The sequence below is a fragment of the Mycobacterium sp. NPDC051804 genome (assembly GCF_044452905.1).
Taxonomy (GTDB): Bacteria; Actinomycetota; Actinomycetes; order Mycobacteriales; family Mycobacteriaceae; genus Mycobacterium.
Genome location: NZ_JBITCD010000003.1, coordinates 439,033 through 459,637, shown reverse-complemented (window position 1 = coordinate 459,637; position 20,605 = coordinate 439,033). Strand labels below are relative to the sequence as shown.

Here is a 20,605-nt window from a genome sequence, read left to right as displayed (position 1 = left end):
ACAGATCAGGCGGCAGCGGCGCTCGAGTTATCCACAGGGGTGGTGACATTGCCGCGCATGGACCAGAACACCAGGGCCACGGCCGCGGCCACGATGACGAACGCCAGGCCCAAATCGCCCGCGACCCATTTGGTGTGTCCCGTATCGGTGGTCAGCGGGGCGAAGATCGACTGCATCCACAGGTTGTGGCTTGCATGCAGGAAGATCGGCGGCCAGAGGCTGTTTGACCGGAGCCGCAGATATGCCTGTGCGAAACTGATGGCGACGGCCACGAACGTGAATGTCAGCAGCCAGAACCAGGACGGCAGACCGGCGTCGCGGTAAACCACCGCAGTAATCGGGTAATGCCACGAGGCCCAGATCAAGCCCGATACCAGCGCCACGCCGGTGAACGGCAACACCCTGGCCAGTTCCGGCACCAGGAATCCGCGCCAGCCGATCTCCTCACCTGCGGCAGTGGCGACGCCTGCGAGCATGCCCGTCGTGCCGGTCAGCACCACGAACATCGCGATCACAACCCAGTCCGGCGCGTCGCCGAGGCCGAACGATCCGGCCGTCTGCCGGACGAATTCGGAGTTCGGAAATCCGCCGAAGCCCAATAGCCAGATGCCCAGAGAAGCCACCAGACAGTAGGCGATCGGGACGAGGTAGCCGACCAACACGAAGCGGCTGTCCCACCGACCCAACCCGAGACTGCTCAGGGGTCGCCCCACGATGCGGCACATCACCATCGCTGCGACGCCGGGCATCCACATCAGGCCGAAGATGTAGGCAGCGTTCACCGTTTGCGTCGCATTGATCAAGACCCAAAACGGTGCGCACAGAACGATGGTCAGCGCGAGGAAGATGCCGACGGACTTCCATGGCGCCGTGTCCTGACGGACCGCACGCGGTCCAACAGCGTCCGCCATGCCGTGACCCTGACGCCACCGCCAATCGCTGTCAACCCCCGATCGGCGCGGCAGCACTCCGCGGCCGACCAGCAACCAGTAGTCTCGAACAGGTGCAGCGACGAATCATGGGCATCGAAACCGAATTCGGTGTCACCTGCACGTTCCACGGCCACCGTCGGCTCAGCCCCGACGAGGTCGCCCGCTATCTGTTCCGCCGGGTCGTGTCGTGGGGACGTAGCAGCAACGTCTTCCTCCGTAACGGTGCGCGCCTCTATCTGGACGTAGGCAGCCACCCCGAGTACGCGACCGCCGAATGCGACAGTCTCGTCCAGCTGGTCACCCACGATCGCGCCGGAGAGCGCGTACTGGAAGACCTGCTCATCGACGCCGAACAGCGGCTCGCCGACGAGGGCATCGGCGGCGACATCTACCTGTTCAAGAACAACACCGACTCCGCGGGCAACTCCTACGGCTGCCACGAGAACTACCTGATTGTCCGTGCCGGCGAGTTCTCGCGCATCTCCGACGTGTTGCTGCCGTTCCTGGTGACCCGTCAGCTCATCTGCGGCGCGGGCAAGGTGCTGCAAACACCCAAGGCGGCGACCTTCTGCCTGTCCCAGCGTGCCGAGCACATCTGGGAAGGCGTCTCGTCGGCGACGACGCGATCCCGCCCGATCATCAACACGCGCGACGAGCCGCACGCCGACGCCGAGAAGTACCGGCGCTTGCACGTCATCGTCGGCGACTCCAACATGAGCGAGTCGACCACCATGCTCAAGGTCGGCACGGCGTCGCTGGTGCTCGAGATGATCGAGGCAGGCGTCCCATTCCGCGACTTCTCGCTGGACAACCCCATCCGGGCGATCCGCGAGGTCAGCCACGACCTCACCGGCCGGCGGCCCGTGCGGCTGGCGGGCGGCAGGCAGGCCAGCGCACTCGACATCCAGCGCGAGTACTACGCGCGCGCCGTGGAGTACCTGCAGAGCCGCGAGCCCAACACCCAGATCCAGCAGGCGGTCGACCTGTGGGGCCGGCAGCTGGACGCGGTCGAGAGTCAGGACTTCGCGAAGGTCGACACCGAGATCGACTGGGTCATCAAGCGCAAGCTGTTCCAGCGCTACCAGGACCGCTACAACATGGAGCTGTCCGACCCGAAGATCAGCCAGCTCGACCTGGCGTACCACGACATCAAGCGCGGCCGGGGCGTGTTCGACCTGCTGCAGCGCAAGGGGCTGGCGGCGCGAATCACCACCGACGAGGAGATCGAGGCCGCGGTGAACACCCCGCCGCAGACCACCAGGGCCAAGCTGCGCGGTGAGTTCATCAGCGCCGCACAGGAAGCCGGCCGCGACTTCACCGTCGACTGGGTCCACCTCAAGCTCAACGATCAGGCGCAGCGCACCGTGCTGTGCAAGGATCCGTTCCGGTCGGTCGACGAACGCGTCAAGCGGTTGATCGCGTCGATGTGAGTCGGTGCACCGACACCGCATAGTCGCCGCCGTGGAACGGCTCGCGATCCCAGGTCGCCCAGCGATCGACCAATTCCAGGCCCGCCGCCGCGGCGTCCTTGTCGTAGTGGTCCAGCGTCAACCGGCCGGTGGTGAGCTGGAAACCCGCGACGAACAGTCCGCCGGGCACCAGGAGCGTCGCAAGCTGGGAAATCACCGTGGCCTCGCTCCCGCGTGCGATGAAGATCATCACGTTGCCCGGCAGCGCTACGACGTCGAACTGGGAGTTCAGGTGGGCGCTCGCCTCGCTGAGATCGGCCAGGATCCACCGCTGCTCCGGTGCCTTGGCGCGGGCCGCGTCGAGCATCGCCTCGTCGAGGTCCATGCCCGTCACCGAGAATCCGCGCGCCGCGAGCTCGATCGCCACCCTGCCGGTCCCGCAACCCGCGTCAAGAACACGGCTGCCGCCCGTCTCGCGGAGCAGAGACTCGATCAGATCGGCCTCGCCGTGGATGCCTTGACCTGCGGCGGCCAGTCTGCGCCAGCGCTCGTCGTAGGCGTCGCCACGTGGCGCGTCGGTGTCCTGCCAACGACTGCTCACAACTCACCCTAAGCTCATACGAGTGGCGATTTCCAAAGTCGAACGGTTGATGAACCTCGTCATCGCCTTGCTGTCCACCCGCACCTTCATCACTGCGGAGCGGATCCGCGAGACGGTGTCCGGATACGCCGACAGCGCCAGCGACGAGGCGTTCTCACGCATGTTCGAGCGCGACAAGAACGAGCTCCGCGATCTGGGCATCCCGCTCGAGACCGGCCGCGTATCGCAGTTCGACCCGACCGAGGGGTATCGCATCAACCGCGAGGCCTACGCGTTGCCCGCCGTCGAGCTGACCGCGGATGAGGCCGCGGCCGTGGCCGTCGCGACCCAGCTGTGGGAGTCGCCGGAGCTCATCACCGCCACCCAGGGCGCGCTGCTGAAGCTGAGGGCCGCGGGCGTCGATGTCGATGCGCCCCACACCGACGTGGCGATCACCTCGACGGCGGCCCTGCCGAGCATGCGAGGTTCGGAGGAGGTGTTGGGAGTCCTGTTGTCCGCCATCGACTCCCGGCACGCGGTCCAGTTTCCGCATCGACCGTCCCGCGGTGAGCCCTACGTCACGCGAACCGTCGAGCCGTGGGGCGTGATCACCAACAGGGGACGCTGGTACCTCGTGGGACACGACCGCGACCGCAACGACACCCGCACCTTCCGGCTGTCCCGTATCGGAGCCGAGGTGAGCACCATCGGGCCCCGCGGGGCGGTACAACGGCCCGACGGGACCGACCTGCGCGAGATCGTCGACCGCGCCGTCGGGGAGTTCCCCACCAGCGGGCTGGCGAAGGTGTGGGTGGCCGAGGGCCGTGCCACCGCACTGCGACGCCGCGCGACGGTCATCGGTCCGCGCACGGTGGGCGGGCGGGACGGTGAGGAGATCGAGTTGGACATCGGAATGCTCGACCGGCTGGCGCGAGAGATCGCGAGCTACGGGCCAGACGCCGTCGCGCTGGAACCGGAGGCGCTGCGCGCCGATGTGCTGGAGCGACTGCGCGCACAGGCACGTCAGACGGACGAGGTGCGCGCGTGACCGCGATTTCGACGCGGCTGGTGCGGCTGCTGAACATGGTCCCGTACTTCCAGGCCAACCCGAGAATCACCTATGCCGAAGCGGCATCCGACCTCGGTGTCAGCGTCAAGCAGCTGCGTGACGACCTCAACCAGCTGTGGATGTGCGGGCTGCCCGGCTACGGACCAGGCGACCTGATCGACTTCGAATTCTCCGGCGACACAATCGAAGTCACGTTCAGCGCCGGTATCGACCACCCACTGCGGTTGACGTCACCCGAGGCGACCGGGGTGCTGGTGGCGTTACGTGCACTGGCCGACGTGCCAGGGATGGTGGATCCCGAGGCTGCCCGCAGCGCCATCGCGAAGATCGAATCGGCCGCCGGGGTGGTTGGACACGGTGAGGGCACGACGGTGGCGGCCGTCGACGAGCCCGCCCCCATCGAAAGCGAGGCCGCCGCCGCGGTGCGGGCGGCTGCGCGCGACGGACGTGCGCTGGCGATCGAGTACTACTCGGCATCCCACGACATGCTGTCCAGCCGCATCGTCGACCCGATCCGCGTCGTCCTGGTCGCCGACCACAGTTACCTGGAGGCGTGGTGCCGATCCGCCGAGGGCGTTCGGCTGTTCCGCTTCGACCGCATCGTCGACGCGCACGTCCTCGACGAGCCTTCGGCTCCGCCGCCACCGGCGGTGCAGGCCGCACCTGATACCTCACTGTTCGATGCCGACCCCGCGCTGCCGTCGGCCACACTGCGCATCGAACGGTCGGCGTCATGGATGTTCGACTACTACCCGCTGCGGGAGATCCGCGAACTGCCCGACGGCGCCTGGGAGGCGGCGATGACCTATGCCTCCGAGGACTGGATGACCCGGTTCGTCCTCGGCTTCGGTTCGGCGGTGCGGGTGTCAGAACCCGAGTCGCTGGCCCAACGAGTTCGGGAATCCGCCGCCGCGGCGCTGAGCGCCTACGGCGTCGCCGGGTAGACTGTGGCCGTCTTCTGGAGGTGACCAAATTGGGCGGTCTACAACCCTGGCATTGGGTAATCGTCATCGCAGTCTTCGTCCTGCTCTTCGGCGCCAAGAAGCTCCCGGACGCTGCGCGTTCGTTGGGCAAGTCGATGCGGATCTTCAAGTCGGAGATCAAGGAGATGCAGTCCGACTCCAAGCAGGACACGCCGCCGGCAGCTACCCCGATCGCCTCGGAACGCGCCGATTCGGCAGCTGCCCCGGCCCCGGAGGCCGCGCCGCCGGACCAACGGCCGGCCTGACCGACGCAGACCAACCACGCGTGGCATAACGCCGCGCCATAGGCAACGCCGTGCAGACCCCCGGAATCTTCAAGAAGCTCGATCCTCGTCGGCGTCGTTCGCAGGTGAACCCCGACGGCACCATGTCGCTGGTCGAGCATCTGCACGAACTACGGACGCGCCTGCTGCTGTCCGTTACTGCGATCGTGCTGACGACGATTCTCGGCTTCCTTTGGTACAGCCACGGTGTCTTCGGGTTGCCCAGCCTCGGCGACTGGCTGCGCGGGCCCTACTGTGCGCTGCCTGCGTCGGACCGCGCCACGATCGCACCCGACGGTGCCTGCCGGCTCCTCGCGACTGCGCCGTTCGACCAGTTCATGCTGCGCCTGAAGGTTTCGCTGACCGCAGGGGTGGTGATGGCCTGCCCGGTCTGGCTGTACCACCTGTGGGCGTTCATCACTCCTGGCCTGTACAAGAAGGAACGGCGATTCGCCATCGCGTTCGTGTTCATCGGTGCGGTGCTCTTCATCGCCGGCGCGATCCTCGCGTACGTGGTGCTGTCGACCGCTCTCGGGTTCCTGCTCACCGTCGGCAGCGACGTCCAGGTGACCGCCCTGTCCGGCGACCAATACTTCGGGTTCCTGATCAACCTGCTGCTGGTGTTCGGCTTCAGCTTCGAGTTCCCGCTCCTGATCGTGATGCTGAACTTCGTCGGGGTGCTGCCCTATGAGCGGCTCAAGTCCTGGCGGCGCGGGCTGATCTTCGGGCTCTTCGTCTTCGCCGCGTTCTTCACGCCCGGCTCGGATCCGTTCTCGATGCTCGCTCTGGCGATGGCCCTGACGGTCCTGCTCGAGTTCGCGATACAGATCGCGCGTATTCACGACAAGCGCAAGGCTCGTCGCGAAGCCCTCGAGGAGGTTCCCGACGAACAGGCGGCGCCGATCGGCGGTGTCGAGCACATCGACGCGCCTACCGCCGTGCCGACGGCATCGCGGCTCGTGGTCGATGACGACGCCACCTAGCGGGCCGCTTCTGGCAGGCTTCACCGAAGGGCTGCCGTTCAGTCTCGACCCGTTCCAGCGGACCGCATGCGAGGCGCTGGAGAACGGCCACGGCGTGCTCGTCTGTGCGCCTACGGGCGCCGGTAAGACCGTGGTGGGGGAGTTCGCCGTCCACCTTGCCCTTGCCGCGGGACGGAAGTGCTTCTACACCACGCCCATCAAGGCGCTGAGCAACCAGAAACACAACGATCTGGCACGCCGCTACGGTGCGGAAAAGATCGGCCTGCTGACCGGCGACCAGTCGATCAACGGCGATGCCGACATCGTGGTGATGACCACCGAAGTGCTGCGGAACATGCTGTACGCGAATTCCCCTGCACTGCATGGCCTTTCCCACGTCGTGATGGACGAGGTGCATTTCTTGGCTGACCGGATGCGCGGTGCGGTCTGGGAAGAGGTGATCCTGCATCTGCCCGACGACGTACTGCTGGTGAGCCTATCGGCGACGGTGAGCAACGCCGAGGAGTTCGGCGGCTGGATCCAGACGGTGCGCGGCGACACCACGGTGGTGGTCGACGAACACCGTCCCGTCCCGCTGTGGCAGCACGTCATGGTAGGCAAACGGGTATTCGACCTGTTCGATTACCGCGCGACCGGCGCGAAACAGGTCTCGCGCCGACCCGGACGCGAGCTGCTGGTCGATCCGGAGTTGTTGCGCCACATCTCACATCGCCTCGAAGCCGACCGGCTGGCCGACTGGCAGCCGCGCGGCCGTGGCCGCGGTCGGGACCGGCCGAGCATCTATCGCGGCCCGAGTCGGCCGGACGTGATCGGCACCCTGGAGCGGGAGAATCTGCTGCCTGCGATCACGTTCATCTTCTCGCGTGCGGGGTGCGACGCCGCCGTCAAGCAGTGTCTGCGTTCGTCGTTGCGGCTGACCACCAACTCCGAACGCTCCCGCATCGCCGAGGTCATCGATCGTCGATGCGCGGACCTGCCCGAAGCCGATCTGATCGTCCTCGACTACCACGAATGGCGGGAGGGGCTGCTGCGCGGACTCGCCGCTCACCATGCCGGCATGTTGCCGGTGTTCCGTCACACGGTGGAGGAATTATTCGTCGCGGGGCTCGTGAAGGCCGTTTTCGCAACGGAGACACTGGCTTTAGGAATCAACATGCCCGCGCGGACCGTCGTGCTCGAGCGCTTGGTGAAGTTCAACGGTGAACAGCACATGCCGTTGACTCCGGGGGAGTACACCCAGCTCACCGGCCGCGCCGGACGTCGCGGCATCGACGTGGAGGGCCACGCGGTGGTGCTGTGGACTCCTGATGTCGTTCCGGCCGAAGTTGCCGGTCTCGCGTCCACCCGCACCTTCCCACTCCGCAGTTCCTTTGCGCCGTCGTACAACATGACCATCAATCTCGTGCACCAGATGGGCCCAGCGCAGGCACACAAGCTGTTGGAGAGCTCGTTCGCTCAGTACCAGGCGGACCGATCGGTCGTGGGGTTGGTGCGCGGCATCGAACGGGGCGAGAAGATGCTTGAGGAGATCGCAGCCGAACTCGGCGACGGCAGCGCAGACCCTCCGATCCTCGATTACGTGCGGTTGCGGCTGCAGATCTCCGAACGCGAGCGGGCACAGTCCAGAGCCTCGCGGCTGCAACGGCGCAGGGCCGCCAACGAGGCACTCGACTCGCTGCGCCGCGGCGACATCATCACCATCACCCAGGGCAGGCGCGGCGGGCTCGCCGTGGTCCTGGAACCGGCGCGCGACAGCGAGGATCCGCGACCGCTGGTGTTGACCGAACACCGCTGGGCGGGCCGGATCTCGTCAGCGGACTACTCGGGGGCATCGGCACCACTGGGGTCCATGTCGCTGCCCAAGCGGGTTGAACACCGCAACCCGCGCGCGCGCCGCGACCTCGCGTCGGCATTGCGGTCGGCGGCCGCCGGACTTGACGTCCCGTCGCAGAAGCGCAAACGCAGCGGTGAGCCCGTCGAACGCGACGTCGACCCCGAATTGGCGGCGCTGCGTGAGCAGGTTCGGCGGCATCCGGCACATCAGTTGCCTGATCGCGAGGAGAAATCACGGCTTGCCGAGCGGTATCTGCGGGTCGAACGCGACAACGAACAGATCCGCCAGAAGGTCGCCGCGGCGACGAACTCGCTGGCGCGCACGTTCGACAAGATCGTCACGCTGCTGACCGAGCGCGGCTTCATCCAGGCGGGGAGTGGCGACCACGACCCGAAGGTCACTGACGATGGTCGCCTGCTGGCCCGGATCTACAGCGAGAGCGATCTGCTAGTGGCCGAGTCCCTGCGCAGCGGCATCTGGGAAGGCCTGGACGCGGCGGAGCTGGCCGGCGTGCTGTCCGCGGTGCTGTACGAGACCCGCGGCGACACCCCGACCGCCCCGGGCAGTGTCGACATCCCGACCGGGAACTTGCGGCGTGCGCTGAACCAGACCCGCAGGCTGTGGAGCGAACTGCGCGCCGACGAACAACGCCACCGGATCAGTCACAGTCGCGAGCCCGACGAAGGTTTCGTGGCGGCCATCTATCGCTGGGCCGCCACCGGCGACCTCACCAGAGCGCTGGCCGCGTCGGACACTGGCGGCACCGGGTCCCCGTTATCGGCGGGAGATTTCGTACGCTGGTGCCGCCAAGTTCTGGACCTGCTCGACCAAGTGCGTAACGCCGCGCCCGCCCCGGCGCTCCGGACTAGCGCGAAACGCGCGATCAACGATGTTCGGCGGGGCGTCGTAGCTGTTGATGCGGGGTAGTGTGTGGCAAGCACAGGACCGGTGTATTCGCGGCTCGGCCGCGTGATCAAGGAGTGAGATGAGCGGACCGCAGGGATCTGACCCGACGCAGCACTGGACCGGTGGCCAGCAGCCGGAACAGCCGGCGGAGCAGCCGTCGAGCGATCCGACCAATCAATGGCAGCCGCAGCAACCGGCGGCCAGCGAGCCGACCACGGCCGCTCCGCAGTGGCAGCCGCCGGCGTACGACCCGTCGCAACAGCAGCAGCCACCGGCGTATGACCCGTCGCAACAGCAGCAGTACTCCCAGCCGGCCTATCAGGCGCCGCAGGAGTACCAACAGCCCACCGAGTACAACCCGCAGGCCTACCCGCAGCAGGGTCAGTACGGACAGCAGCCCACCGGCTACGACCAGTCCCAGTACGCAACGCAGTATGGGCAGCCCGGCCAGTACGGTCAGCAGCCCGGCCAGTACGACCAATCGGCGCAATACGGTCAGCAGCCCGGCCAGTACGGCCAGCCAGGGCAATACGGGCAGCCCGGCCAATATGGCCAGCCCGGCCAATTCGGTCAGTCCGGCGCCGAGGCGGGCTCAAAGCGCTCGCTGGCGGTAATCGGCGGTGTGATCGGCCTGTTGGCGGCGGTCATCGTGGCTGTGGTGCTGGTGATGGGCTTCTGGAAGCCGGGCTTTTTTGTCACCACCAAGCTCGACATCGATGCTGCGCAGACCGGTGTGCAGCGCGTGCTTACCGATGAGGCCAACGGTTACGGCGCCAAGAACGTTTCGAACGTCAAGTGCAATGACGGTCAGAACCCCACGGTCACAAAGGGTGGCACCTTCGACTGTGAGGTCAGCATCGACGGCACCAAGCGCCAGGTGACGGTGACGTTCCAGGACGACGACGGCACTTACGAGGTCGGCCGTCCCAAGTAGCTAACGGTTCGGCAGGTCGTCCAAGGCCTTCTGTAGGCGGGCGATCGAGGACGTGACGCCGTACTGCTCGGCGAGTCGGACGACCTTTCGCGGATGCTCGGCGGCCATCGGCAAGGCGTCGGACGCCGTCGACCAGCTGAGTGTGGTGTCAGGGGCCAGGTTGCTGGCCACCCGCACTACGGGTCCGGCCTTCTCGATGTAGTCGGTGGCGTTCAGCAGTTTCGTCCGATATGCCTTGGACATCTTGGACTTCGGATCGTGCGCCGCGGCCAGAATGTTCTCCAGCGACCCATGCTGCGCCAGCAGCGTCGCAGCCGTCTTATCCCCGACCCCCGGTATTCCGGGTAGGCCGTCGGACGGATCACCACGCATCAGTGCGAGTTCGGCGTAGGCGGCACCGGCCCGCTCGACTGGCACGTTATAGGTGTCTGCCACCTCTTCCGGGCCCCATTTGGTCGCCTTGGCCAAGCCACGACCCAGATAGAGCACCCGGACCGGCACCGGTTCGTCGCGGACGAGCTGCAACAGGTCACGGTCGCCGCTGACGACGACCACCGGATCCCGTCGCTCGTGGATCGCCAGCGTGCCCAGGATGTCGTCGGCCTCGCACTCCGGTGCGCCCGCCGTCGCGATGCCGAACGCGTCCAGGATCTCCATGATCATGTCGACCTGCGGTGTCAGGTCGTCGGGAACTTCCTCGACGTCGGGCTCGTCGCCGGGGTTCTCCTCGACCACCCGGTGCGCCTTGTACGACGGAATCAGGTCGACACGCCACTGCGGCCGCCAGTCGTCGTCGCGGCATACCACCAGGCGGCTCGGCCGCTCACGGGTGATGACCGTCGCGACGGCGTCCAGGAAGCCGCGCAACGCGTTGACAGGCCGCCCGTCGGGCGCCGTGATCGACGAGGGCACACCGAAGTACGAGCGAAACCACATGCTGGCGCCGTCGAGAAGTACCAGAGATCCGGACACGGTTTCTGACAGTAGCGTGAGGTATGACCTTCGCTGTCGACCGAATCGACCATGTGGTGCTCAACTGCCGCGACGTCGAGCAGACCGTCGACTGGTATGTACGGGTGCTCGGCATGAAGCGCGAGGTGTTCGGAGAGGGACGCATCGCTTTGTTATTCGGCAATCAGAAGATCAACGTGCGGCCCAGTGGGGCGCCAAACTGGCCGACCGGCGCCGTCGACGCCCCCGGTTCGCTGGACCTGTGCTTCATCGCCGATTTGAGTCCCGAGGATGTGGGCGCGCACCTACGGGCCTGCGGTGTGTCCGTCGCCGAAGGACCCGTCCCAAAGATCGGGGCGCAGGGTCCGATGACGTCACACTACTGCCGGGATCCCGAGGGCAACCTGATCGAGGTCGCCAGCTATCAGCCGTCCGATTAGCCTGAAAATCATGGCCGTCAGCAACACTGCCCGATTCGACACCGACATATACGCACAACGCCTGCGGGTGGCCGCCACTGCGGCCGCCGACGCCGGGTTGGCGGGCCTCGTCATCACCCCGGGTTACGACCTGCGCTACCTGGTCGGCTCGCGTGCGCAGACATTCGAACGGCTCACGGCGCTGGTGCTGCCCGCTTCCGGGGAGCCGACAGTCGTGGTGCCGCGACTGGAGCTGGCGTCGCTGAAAGACTCGGCGATCACCGAACTGCCTGTGGCAGTGCGGGACTGGGTCGACGGCGACGATCCGTACCGGTTGGTCGCCGACGCGCTGGGCGGCGCTCCCGTCGCTACCGCGGTGACCGACGCCATGCCCGCTTTGCATCTGCTGCCGCTAGCCGACGTGCTCGGCGTGGTTCCCGTGCTCGCCACCGATGTGCTGCGTCGACTGCGAATGATCAAGGATGCCGCCGAGATCGACGCGTTGCGCAAGGCGGGCGCAGCTATCGACCGTGTGCACGCCCGGGTGCCGGAATTTCTGGTGCCCGGCCGAACTGAGGCCGACGTATCTGCTGATATCGCGAAAGCCATTGTTGCCGAAGGGCATTCGGAGGTCGCATTCATCATAGTCGGCTCGGGGCCGCACGGCGCCGACCCGCACCACGAATGCTCCGATCGCGAGTTGCGCGCCGGTGACATCGTCGTCGTCGACATCGGTGGCCCGTACGAACCCGGTTACAACTCCGACTCCACCCGGACGTACAGCATCGGCGAGCCTGACCCCGAAGTCGCGCGGCGCTACGCCGTGCTGCAGCGCGCGCAGCAGGCCGCGGTCGACGCGGTGCGGCCGGGCATCACGGCAGAACAGGTCGACGCCACTGCGCGCGATCTGCTGGCCGCCGAAGGACTGGCCGAGGCGTTCGTGCACCGCACCGGCCACGGCATCGGGCTGTCGGTGCACGAGGAGCCGTACATCGTGGCAGGCAACGATTTGCCCCTTGAGGAGGGGATGGCGTTCTCCGTCGAGCCCGGCATCTACTTCGCGGGCCAATGGGGTGCCCGGATCGAGGACATCGTGATCGTCACCGCTGAAGGTGCGCTGTCGGTCAACAACCGCCCACATGACCTGGTCGTGGTGCCGGCGGGTCCGGCCGCCGCGGGTTAGTCGGCCGCGCGGTCGAGCAGGTCCGAGGAGCCGAGGACCCGTTCGACGCGGACCTCGATCACCACGCGCTTCGGGTTGGGCCGCGGGGTGCGATATCGCTGTGCGTACCGCAGCTCGGCGTCACGCACCGCGTCGGCGTCGCCGTTGACCGTCGTCTTGCCTTCCAGGGACAGCCACCGCGCACCGTCCACCTGGCTGAGCACCGCGACGCCCTGGTTCTCGGCGTTCACGGCCTTCTGAGAACCGCCCGAGGTGATGACCCTGGCGATGTGCGTCTTGGGATCGAAGGTGAAACCCACGGCGACCACGTGTGGCGAATTGTCCGACCGGAGCGTGGTCAGCATGGCCAGGTGCCGTTCGGTCAGGAACGAAATCGCGTCGTTGGTGAGTCGGGTTGTTGCCCGACGATTTGACTGGGCCATCAAGGCTCAACTTAGCGCAGGCGATAATCACAACCGTGAATGACACGGCAGACACCGAGTTGGTCGTGATCTTCGGCGGGCGCAGCGAGATCGGGCTCGAGGTGGCGAAGCGGTTGGCGCCAGGCGCGACCGTGCTGCTGGTGGCACGCCGCTGCGGCGATCTTGACCACGAGGTCGTCGCCGTGCGGGCGGCGGGCGCCGCCGCAGTGGCGGTGCGCGAATTCAATGCCGACGCGCTGGAGACACATCGCGCGCTCGTCGACTCGATCGTCGACGATTTCGGTCCGATCGGCACTGCAGTGCTCGCCTTCGGGATTCTCGGCGACCAACCACTCGCCGAGAAGGACGCCGCGCACGCCGCAGCGATCCTCCACACCGACTTCGTCGCCCAGGCCAGCCTGATGACGGTGCTGGCGACCACGATGCGGGCGGCCGGCTCGGGGCGCATCGTGGCGTTCTCGTCGATCGCGGGCGCCCGGGTGCGGCGGGCCAACTATGTGTATGGATCCGCGAAGGCGGGCCTCGAGGGGTTCTGCAACGGGCTGGCCGACGCTATGCACGGATCCGGGGTGCGCCTGCTGGTGGTCAAGCCCGGGTTCGTCATCGGACGTATGACGGAGGGCATGAAGCCCGCGCCGATGTCCGTTACACCTGCGCAGGTCGCGGACGCCGTCGTGCGGGCACTACGCCAGGGCCGCAACGCGGTGTGGGTACCCGCGCCAATGGCAGTCCTGGCACTCGCGTTCCGCATGACGCCGCGGGCAGTCTGGCGGAGGATGCCCAGATGATCATTGTCGTAGGGATCGGCGCCGACGGCATGTCCGGACTTGCGCAGGCATCGCGGGCCGAATTGACCAAGGCCACAATCGTTTACGGGTCGCGACGTCAGTTGGACCTGCTCGACAAAAGTGTCACCGCCACGCGACGGCCGTGGCCGACGCCCATGCTGCCCGCCCTCCGCACGATCCTCGACGGGGCGGACGGCGATGTGCACGTGATCGCCAGCGGCGATCCGCTACTGCATGGCGTCGGCAGCTCGCTGATCCGACTGCACGGTGCCGAAAACGTCGTCGTGCTGCCCCACGTGTCATCGGTGACGCTGGCGTGCTCGCGGGTCGGCTGGGCGGTGCAGGACACCGAGATCATCAGCCTGGTCTTCCGCGAGCCGCACACCGCGGTACGGCGGGGCGGGCAGGCCGTCGTGTTGTCCGAGGACGCCACCACTCCGTCAGTGTTGGCGCGTTTGCTCACCGATACCGGGCGTGGCGACTCGGAGATCACTGTGCTCGAGCAGCTCGGTGGACCTGCGGAGCGCCGCCACTCAGCCACCGCGCGGGAGTGGGCGGCCCGCCCGCCGGGCGACGTCGACAATCTCAACGTGATCGCCGTGCGATACCTGCCCGACGAGCGCCGGTTCGCGATCATGCCCGACGAGGCGTACGCCAATGACGGCCAGATCACGAAACAACCGGTGCGCGCGTTGACGCTGACCGCGCTGGCGCCGAGGCCCGGCGAACTGCTGTGGGACGTCGGGGCCGGATCGGGCAGTATCGCGATCGAGTGGTGCCGCAGCGGATCCGGTTGTCGCGCGATCGCATTCGAGCGGGACGAAGAGCGACGCAAGCGGATCAGCGAGAACGCGGTTGCCTTCGGCGTCCGCGTCGAGGTGACCTTCGACGCGCCGGAATCGTTCGAATCCGTGCCGCCACCGGCCGCGATCTTCATTGGCGGCGGGCTGACGCAGCCGGGTCTGCTCGAGGCGTGCTACGACCGGTTGCCGGTCGGTGGACGCCTGGTCGCCAACGCCGTCACGATCGAGTCGGAAGCCGTTATTGCCCAATGGTATTCACGATACGGCGGTGAGGTTTCCCGCTTCGAGTACCAACGCGGCGAACCGCTCGGCGGCTTCACCGGCTGGCGACGTGCAATGCCGGTGACGCAATGGTCGGTGACCAAACGATGACCGTCTACTTCATCGGTGCCGGCCCTGGTGCGGCCGACCTGATCACCGTGCGCGGCCAACGGCTGCTGAGTCGCTGCCCGGTCTGCCTGTACGCCGGCTCGATCATGCCCGAGGACTTGCTCGCACTGTGTCCGCCTGAGGCACGGGTGATCGACACCGGCCCGCTGACATTGGACGCGATCATCACCGAGATCGCCGATGCGCATGCCGCGGGTCACGATGTGGCGAGACTGCATTCCGGTGACCCGTCGATCTACAGTGCGGTTGCCGAACAGTGCCGCCGCCTCGATGTGCTCGGCATCGACTACGAGATCGTGCCCGGCGTACCGGCTTTCGCCGCAGCCGCGGCCGCCATCGGGCGCGAGCTCACCGTGCCCGGGGTAGCACAGACCGTGACACTGACCCGCGTCGCGACGCTGTCGACGGCCATGCCGCCGGGGGAGGACCTGGCGACGCTGTCAGCCGTGGGTGGCACGCTGGTGCTCCACCTCGCTGCCGCGCAGATCGATGCCATCGTTCCGCAGTTGCTCGCCGGCGGATATAGTCCCGAAACAGCCTGTGCTGTAGTGGCGTTCGCGAGCTGGCCACAGCAACAGGTGCTCCGCTGCACACTCGCCGAGTTGGCCGAGCAGATGCACGCCGCCGAAATCACCCGGACCGCTGTCATCTTCGTCGGAGATGTACTCGCGGCCGAGGGGTTCACAGACAGCTACCTCTACTCCGCAGGAAGAACCCGAGGGGACCGCCACTGATGCGGATCCTGCTGCTGGGCGGGACGTCTGAGGCGCGCGAGCTGGCAGCACGCCTGCATCCGGATATCGAGGTGATCAGTTCCCTGGCGGGCCGGGTGCCCGATCCGGCACTGCCCGTGGGTCAAGTGCGGATCGGCGGGTTCGGCGGTGCCGAGGGGCTGCGGGGCTGGTTGCGCGAAAACGTCGTCGACGCGGTCGTCGACGCCACCCACCCGTTCGCAGCCACCATCACAGCCAACGCCGCAGCGGTCTGCTCGGAGCTGGGTGTGCCGCATCTGCTTCTGGTTCGGCCCGCGTGGCCGTCGGGTGACACAATTGTGGTGGCGTCCGACGTGTACGCCGCGAAAGTAATTGCCGAGCATAGATTTTCGCGGGTGTTCCTGACAACGGGACGTACCGGGACAGCCGCCTTCAGGGGCGCCGACGCCTGGTTCCTGATCCGCGCTGTGACGACACCCGATGCGGACACGCTGCCGGCGCGCCATCAGGTCCTGTTGTCACGTGGCCCGTATCGCTACGAGGGCGAGTTGGAGTTGTTGCGCGAACACCGCATCGACGCGCTGGTGACCAAGAACAGCGGCGGCGCGATGACCCGTCCCAAACTCGACGCCGCGGCCGCGCTGAACATTCCGGTCGTCATGGTCGACCGGCCGCCCCTGCCGTCCGGTGTCGAAACCGTGCATACGGTCGAGGACGCGGTCGCGTGGGTCAGGACGTCTCGTACGAGTTGATCAGTTCAAGCGTCTCCAAGTCGCGGATCGCCTGGCAACCGCGGCTCAGCATGGCCAGCATCATGTCGTCACCGCGATCGGTGGTGCTCGCGAACGCGGTGCCGAGGGCGACCAGCAGCGGCACCTGAACCGCGCCGAGACGGTAATCGCGCCAACACGTGTCGATGCCGTAATCCGTGATGCCGTAATCCGTCAACGCCTGGTGGTAGGTCTCGACGAGGCCGCGCTCGATATCGGCACGCAAGCGCGGTTCCAGGCTGGTCCCGGTGAAGTACGCGAGATCGCGTCCGGGCAGGCCGATTCCGACGGTCTGCCAATCGACAACGGTGATGCGCGTGCGGTCCGGATCGAACAGCATGTTGTCGAGCCGGTAGTCGCCATGCATGAGCGCAAAGCGTTTCGGCTCGGCCCGCAGCCACGCGGTGACCGAAGCCATTGAGGCGACAAGGGTTTCCTGATCTTCGGGGCTGATGCGCGCCCCGAGCCGGTCGATCACAATGTCAGCAGCCATCGTCGAGACGTCGCCGAGGCCCTTGGCGGCATCGTCGTCACCGGGCTTCGGCATCACGATGGCGGCCAGGTCCATCCACTCCGGATCGCACCAGCTGGGGCCGTGCAGACCCGCGAGCGCCTCCACGGCAAGCCTCGCCTCCTGTTCGGTGCAACCGGCAATCTGATCGCCCTGCACCGCGGGCGCCATGTCGCCAAGTAGCAGTACGACGTCGGCACCATCCTCGGATATGTCGCAGTGGAAGCTCTGAGGGACCGGAATGCGCATCCGGTCAGCGATCCGCGAGTAGAACTCGACCTCCGACCGGTATCCGAGCGCCACGCGTTCGCGCACCGCATCGTCCTGTGCGGACAGCTTGATCGCGAACGAGTTGGGCAGGTCCGTCTTCGGTGTGGCATACGTCGCCGACACTCGATACGTCGCGCCGGTCTGCCCAGTTCCGATCGCGGTGACGTCGACGTCGCTCACGTCGGTGCCGAGCACCGAGCCCAGCCACGCCGCCGTTACATCTTCGGGTCCGTGTGGAATGCCCATGGTCGTCAGATCCTAGGTGGGGTAGCGCCGCGGCGTGAAGACGGTGTCCCCGGAGTCGCTCAGGTACCACTGCGTTTGGGATGAGCCGACGATCAGGAGGGTGCGCATGTCGACGTCAGCCGGGTCGAGATCGGCCAATCGCACCACCCGGACCTGCTCGGCCGGACCCGAGACGTCGCGGCCGATCACCACGGGGGTACCGGGCTCGCGATGTTCGAGCAGCAGATCGCGCATCGCACCGACCTGCCAGGTTCTGCTCTTGGATGCCGGGTTGTAGATGGCCAGCACCAGGTCGGCGGCTGCGGCGGCGGTGACGCGCGCCGCGATCACCTCCCACGGCTTGAGCCGGTCGGACAGCGAGATGACGGCATAGTCGTGGCCCAGCGGCGCTCCGACGCGGCTGGCGACAGCCTGTGCCGCGGTCATCGCCGGAATGACCCGCACCGCCACGCCCGGCCATTGCTTGGCCTCCTCGAGCACGGCGGTTGCCATCGCGAAAACGCCCGGGTCGCCGGACGACACGACCGCGACGGCGCGACCCTGCTCGGCCAGCGTGCACGCCAACCGGGCCCTGGCGGGCTCGTCGGTGTTGTCGCTGGGGTGACGGCGCTGACCGTCGCGGGTGCCGACACGGTCGAGGTAGGGGCCGTAACCGATGAGATCGGTGGCCGACGAAAGCTCACGTCGGCTCTGCGGTGTCATCCAGTCGATGTCACCCGGTCCCAGCCCGACCACCGCGACGCTACCGCGCTCCGTCTGCGGCCGAGGAGTTCCCGGCAGCATCGCTAGCGAGAAGTACGGTACCGATGTCTCGTCGACGTCAGCAGCGGCCAGCACCCGTTGCGCCTGCGTGCTCGCGCGCTCGACGTAGAAAGTCTTGTCGAGTCGGCCAGCGGCCGAAAGTGCTTCGCGTACTGCAGGATACGAACGTCCGAGCTTTAGCACGACGGCGGCGTCGGTGTCGGCCAGCCTGCGCTTGAGCTCGTCGACCGGAAGGGTTCCCGGCAGGATCGTCAGCACCTCGTCGCCCTGGACTAGGGGAGTGCCGGTCGCCGCCGATGCGGCGCTCACCGATGTGACACCGGGGACGATCACTGCGTGGAACCGCTCGGTCAACCGCGTGTGCATGTGCATATAGGAGCTGTAGAAAAGCGGATCGCCCTCCGCGAGAAGCGCGACGTCGCGACCCGCTTCGAGGTGAGCCGCGATCCGGTCGGCGGACTCGCGGTAGAAGTCCTCCATCGCGCCGGCGTAGCCGCCGGGGTGTTCCGTGGTCTCGGTGGTCACCGGGTAGACCAGATGCTCTTCGATCTGGCCCGCACGCAGATACGGCTCGGCGATGCCACGAGCGATGCTCTTCCCGTGCCTGGCGCTGTGATACGCGACGACGTCGGCCGCGCCGATCACGCGCGCCGCCTTCACCGTGACCAGCTCGGGATCGCCAGGGCCGAGGCCGACGCCCCACAGGGTTCCTCGCTTGTCCGTCATTCGTGTTCTTGCGCAATCGAATTCACAGCAGCGGCGGCCATCGCGCTACCTCCGCGACGGCCCTTGACCACCAGGTACGACATCCCGCGGGGCCGCTCGATCAGCTCCTGCTTCGACTGCGCGGAGCCGACGAACCCCACCGGTCCACCCAGCACCGCGGCGGGTGTCGGGGCGCCTTCGTCGAGGAGTTCCAGCAGACGGAACAGCGCGGTCGGCGCATTACCGATGGCGACCACTGCACCGCCAAGCCGGTCGGCCCACAGGTCCACACCCGCAGCGGATCGCGTCGAGCCCAGCCGGTCCGCCAGCCCGGGTGCCCGTTCGTCGGCGACGAGCGAGACCACCTGATTGCCCGCAGGAAGCCGAGACTTCGTGATGCCCGCGGCCGCCATCGACGAGTCGCACAGCACCGGGGCTCCCGCGACGAGCGCGGCGTGGGCCTTGACGACGACGTCGTCGCTGTAGGCGACGTGGTCGGCGACGTCGACCTGTCCGCAGGTGTGGATCAGCCGGACCACGACGCGTGCGACGTCGTCAGGAAACTGCGACAGGTCGGCTTCGTCGCGGATCGTCGCGAACGACTGCCGGTAGATCTCGGCGGCGTCGCGAATGTAGTCGAGCACCCGATCACCCTACGGGTGGTCCTCTCGCGGCCGGTATCCGTCTCCGGTCGCGACCAGCACGTCACCTGTCGGAGGGCTGCCGCAGGCACGGTCGCAGCCGACGAAGTGCCGATGTCCGGTCGTCGGTTCCGTCACTGCAGCGGCGGCATCGGCGCGGACATCGGCGGCTGAGCGCTCACAGCCGGGGCTTCCGGTGCATGCGCTGATCGACAGCCACGGCGAGTTCTCGTCGAACACCAGACCCATGGGTGCCAGTACCCGCAGCGCGGCGTCTGCGACGTCCTCGGTGAGGTCGAAGACGAACACCGAACGCCACGGCGTGATGACCATCGGTGCGTTGATGGCCGCTAAGTATTCGGCGACGCGGGCGTTCAGCACACCCAGCGGGACCGCGGCGCCCAAGGCCACCCGGCCGTCGTTCTGCTCGATCCAGCCGACCGGCGGCCTGCCCACCGGCGGCCATGTTTCACCGGGTTCCGCCGTCGTAGCGAAGCCCGTCAGCAGGTGCTCGGTGTTGTCGAGCTCGCTGATGCGCCAGCATGTTCCGCGCTTCTCGACGAATCGGCTCGCCACGGTCAGGAGCGTGTGGACCGCGTCGCCGGGCGACAGCCGCACGCCGGTATCGCGACCCGCCAGCAGCAGCGCTGCCGAATCGCCGATGATCTGGACTCCGGCATCTGCCGCCAGTCCGCTGATGTCGCCACGTCCGTCGTCGATGCCGAACAGGAATCTGCCGGGCAGCTGAGCCAACTCCGGCTGGCCCTGGATCGCATGGTCCAGTTCGGCGACGATTGCCCGGATGTCCGCGTGCGTGCCGACGCGACCGGACAGCGGTGAGGCGACGATGTTGCGCACCCGTTCATGCGTCTCCGAGGGCAGCAGCCCTGATGCCGACAACGCCTCGGTGACCGCTTCGGTATCACTGATGGCTCGGATCTGGACGTTGCCGCGCGAGGTGAGTTCCATTGCCGGGGACGCCCACTGCGTTGCCGCGAGCGCCAGGGATTCGAGCTGCGGTGCGGTGATCATCCCGCCGGGCAGCCGCACCCTGGCCAGCGCGCCGTCCGCGGCCGGGTGGACCTGCAGCGCGCCCGGGCAGGCGTCCTGATCGCGGGTCCTGGCCATCAGTTCACGG

21 protein-coding genes are annotated in these 20,605 nt (G+C 67.2%); 13 read left to right on the top strand and 8 right to left on the bottom strand.

Going from position 1 to position 20,605, the window contains the following annotated elements:
• Positions 1–5 precede the first annotated feature (5 nt).
• Positions 6–911 carry a lysostaphin resistance A-like protein gene (locus tag ACIA48_RS13285; protein ID WP_396731727.1) on the bottom strand — a complete coding sequence of 302 codons (906 nt, stop codon included), beginning with the start codon at positions 909–911 and terminating at the stop codon, positions 6–8.
• A 92-nt stretch (positions 912–1,003) separates the two neighbouring features.
• Here ACIA48_RS13285 and pafA point away from each other — a divergent pair, with 92 nt between their 5' ends.
• On the top strand, positions 1,004–2,362 hold the full coding sequence (pafA, locus tag ACIA48_RS13280; protein ID WP_396731724.1) for a Pup--protein ligase: 1,359 nt from the start codon (positions 1,004–1,006) through the stop codon (positions 2,360–2,362).
• Here pafA and ACIA48_RS13275 read toward each other — a convergent pair.
• Positions 2,337–2,942 carry a class I SAM-dependent DNA methyltransferase gene (locus ACIA48_RS13275; RefSeq protein ID WP_396731721.1) on the bottom strand — a complete coding sequence of 202 codons (606 nt, stop codon included), beginning with the start codon at positions 2,940–2,942 and terminating at the stop codon, positions 2,337–2,339. The two genes, pafA and ACIA48_RS13275, sit on opposite strands and share 26 nt — an antisense overlap.
• Positions 2,943–2,964: 22 nt before the next feature.
• On the opposite strand from ACIA48_RS13275, the gene ACIA48_RS13270 reads away from it, so the two are divergent.
• The 6 genes from ACIA48_RS13270 to ACIA48_RS13245 are packed head-to-tail and all read left to right on the top strand — an operon-like array spanning position 2,965 to position 9,893.
• Positions 2,965–3,969 carry a helix-turn-helix transcriptional regulator gene (locus ACIA48_RS13270; RefSeq protein ID WP_396731718.1) on the top strand — a complete coding sequence of 335 codons (1,005 nt, stop codon included), beginning with the start codon at positions 2,965–2,967 and terminating at the stop codon, positions 3,967–3,969.
• Positions 3,966–4,934, top strand: a complete 969-nt coding sequence (locus ACIA48_RS13265; RefSeq protein ID WP_396731716.1) for a helix-turn-helix transcriptional regulator — start codon at positions 3,966–3,968, stop codon at positions 4,932–4,934. Before ACIA48_RS13270 ends, ACIA48_RS13265 begins: the two co-directional genes overlap by 4 nt.
• Before the next feature lie 29 nt (positions 4,935–4,963).
• Positions 4,964–5,218, top strand: coding sequence for a Sec-independent protein translocase subunit TatA (gene tatA, locus ACIA48_RS13260; RefSeq protein WP_396731713.1), 255 nt, complete (start codon positions 4,964–4,966; stop codon positions 5,216–5,218).
• Positions 5,219–5,268: 50 nt separating this feature from the next.
• The gene (gene tatC / locus ACIA48_RS13255) at positions 5,269–6,219 is read left to right on the top strand and encodes a twin-arginine translocase subunit TatC (protein WP_396731710.1); all 951 of its coding nucleotides are present in this window, start codon (positions 5,269–5,271) and stop codon (positions 6,217–6,219) included.
• Positions 6,203–8,980, top strand: coding sequence for a DEAD/DEAH box helicase (locus ACIA48_RS13250; protein WP_396731708.1), 2,778 nt, complete (start codon positions 6,203–6,205; stop codon positions 8,978–8,980). The genes tatC and ACIA48_RS13250 overlap by 17 nt, the downstream gene beginning before the upstream one ends.
• Before the next feature lie 58 nt (positions 8,981–9,038).
• Entirely contained in the window at positions 9,039–9,893 is an 855-nt protein-coding gene (locus tag ACIA48_RS13245; RefSeq protein WP_396731705.1) for a DUF4333 domain-containing protein, read from the top strand.
• On the opposite strand, the gene ACIA48_RS13240 is transcribed toward ACIA48_RS13245, so the two are convergent.
• The gene (locus ACIA48_RS13240; RefSeq protein WP_396731702.1) at positions 9,894–10,865 is read right to left on the bottom strand and encodes a 5'-3' exonuclease H3TH domain-containing protein; all 972 of its coding nucleotides are present in this window, start codon (positions 10,863–10,865) and stop codon (positions 9,894–9,896) included.
• A gap of 23 nt (positions 10,866–10,888) precedes the next feature.
• Here ACIA48_RS13240 and ACIA48_RS13235 point away from each other — a divergent pair, with 23 nt between their 5' ends.
• Positions 10,889–11,284 (top strand): VOC family protein, encoded by a 396-nt coding sequence (locus ACIA48_RS13235; protein WP_396731699.1) that lies wholly within the window; start codon positions 10,889–10,891, stop codon positions 11,282–11,284.
• 10 nt (positions 11,285–11,294) lie between these two features.
• Complete coding sequence (locus ACIA48_RS13230; RefSeq protein ID WP_396731696.1) at positions 11,295–12,446, top strand: M24 family metallopeptidase; 1,152 nt, start codon at positions 11,295–11,297, stop codon at positions 12,444–12,446.
• Here the strand turns inward: ACIA48_RS13230 and ACIA48_RS13225 are convergent.
• Positions 12,443–12,868 carry a F420-dependent biliverdin reductase gene (locus tag ACIA48_RS13225; protein ID WP_396731693.1) on the bottom strand — a complete coding sequence of 142 codons (426 nt, stop codon included), beginning with the start codon at positions 12,866–12,868 and terminating at the stop codon, positions 12,443–12,445. The genes ACIA48_RS13230 and ACIA48_RS13225 overlap by 4 nt on opposite strands.
• A gap of 35 nt (positions 12,869–12,903) precedes the next feature.
• Between ACIA48_RS13225 and ACIA48_RS13220 the strand changes: the two genes are divergently transcribed.
• The 4 genes from ACIA48_RS13220 to ACIA48_RS13205 are packed head-to-tail and all read left to right on the top strand — an operon-like array spanning position 12,904 to position 16,314.
• Positions 12,904–13,656 (top strand): SDR family NAD(P)-dependent oxidoreductase, encoded by a 753-nt coding sequence (locus ACIA48_RS13220; protein WP_396731691.1) that lies wholly within the window; start codon positions 12,904–12,906, stop codon positions 13,654–13,656.
• On the top strand, positions 13,653–14,831 hold the full coding sequence (gene cbiE / locus ACIA48_RS13215; protein ID WP_396731688.1) for a precorrin-6y C5,15-methyltransferase (decarboxylating) subunit CbiE: 1,179 nt from the start codon (positions 13,653–13,655) through the stop codon (positions 14,829–14,831). The genes ACIA48_RS13220 and cbiE overlap by 4 nt, the downstream gene beginning before the upstream one ends.
• A complete protein-coding gene (gene cobM / locus ACIA48_RS13210; RefSeq protein ID WP_396731685.1) occupies positions 14,828–15,583 on the top strand; it encodes a precorrin-4 C(11)-methyltransferase in 756 nt (251 codons plus the stop codon). Before cbiE ends, cobM begins: the two co-directional genes overlap by 4 nt.
• A complete protein-coding gene (locus tag ACIA48_RS13205; protein WP_396731682.1) occupies positions 15,583–16,314 on the top strand; it encodes a cobalt-precorrin-6A reductase in 732 nt (243 codons plus the stop codon). Before cobM ends, ACIA48_RS13205 begins: the two co-directional genes overlap by 1 nt.
• On the opposite strand, the gene ACIA48_RS13200 is transcribed toward ACIA48_RS13205, so the two are convergent.
• The 4 genes from ACIA48_RS13200 to cobG are packed head-to-tail and all read right to left on the bottom strand — an operon-like array spanning position 16,292 to position 20,595.
• A complete protein-coding gene (locus tag ACIA48_RS13200) occupies positions 16,292–17,359 on the bottom strand; it encodes a phosphotransferase family protein (protein ID WP_396731680.1) in 1,068 nt (355 codons plus the stop codon). The genes ACIA48_RS13205 and ACIA48_RS13200 overlap by 23 nt on opposite strands.
• Before the next feature lie 12 nt (positions 17,360–17,371).
• Positions 17,372–18,847 carry a precorrin-2 C(20)-methyltransferase gene (locus ACIA48_RS13195; protein ID WP_396731678.1) on the bottom strand — a complete coding sequence of 492 codons (1,476 nt, stop codon included), beginning with the start codon at positions 18,845–18,847 and terminating at the stop codon, positions 17,372–17,374.
• Positions 18,844–19,470: a precorrin-8X methylmutase gene (locus ACIA48_RS13190; RefSeq protein ID WP_396731675.1), complete on the bottom strand. Its 627-nt coding sequence runs from the start codon at positions 19,468–19,470 to the stop codon at positions 18,844–18,846. Before ACIA48_RS13190 ends, ACIA48_RS13195 begins: the two co-directional genes overlap by 4 nt.
• Positions 19,471–19,479: 9 nt before the next feature.
• Positions 19,480–20,595, bottom strand: coding sequence for a precorrin-3B synthase (gene cobG, locus ACIA48_RS13185; protein ID WP_396731672.1), 1,116 nt, complete (start codon positions 20,593–20,595; stop codon positions 19,480–19,482).
• Between the last annotated feature and the right edge of the window lie 10 nt (positions 20,596–20,605).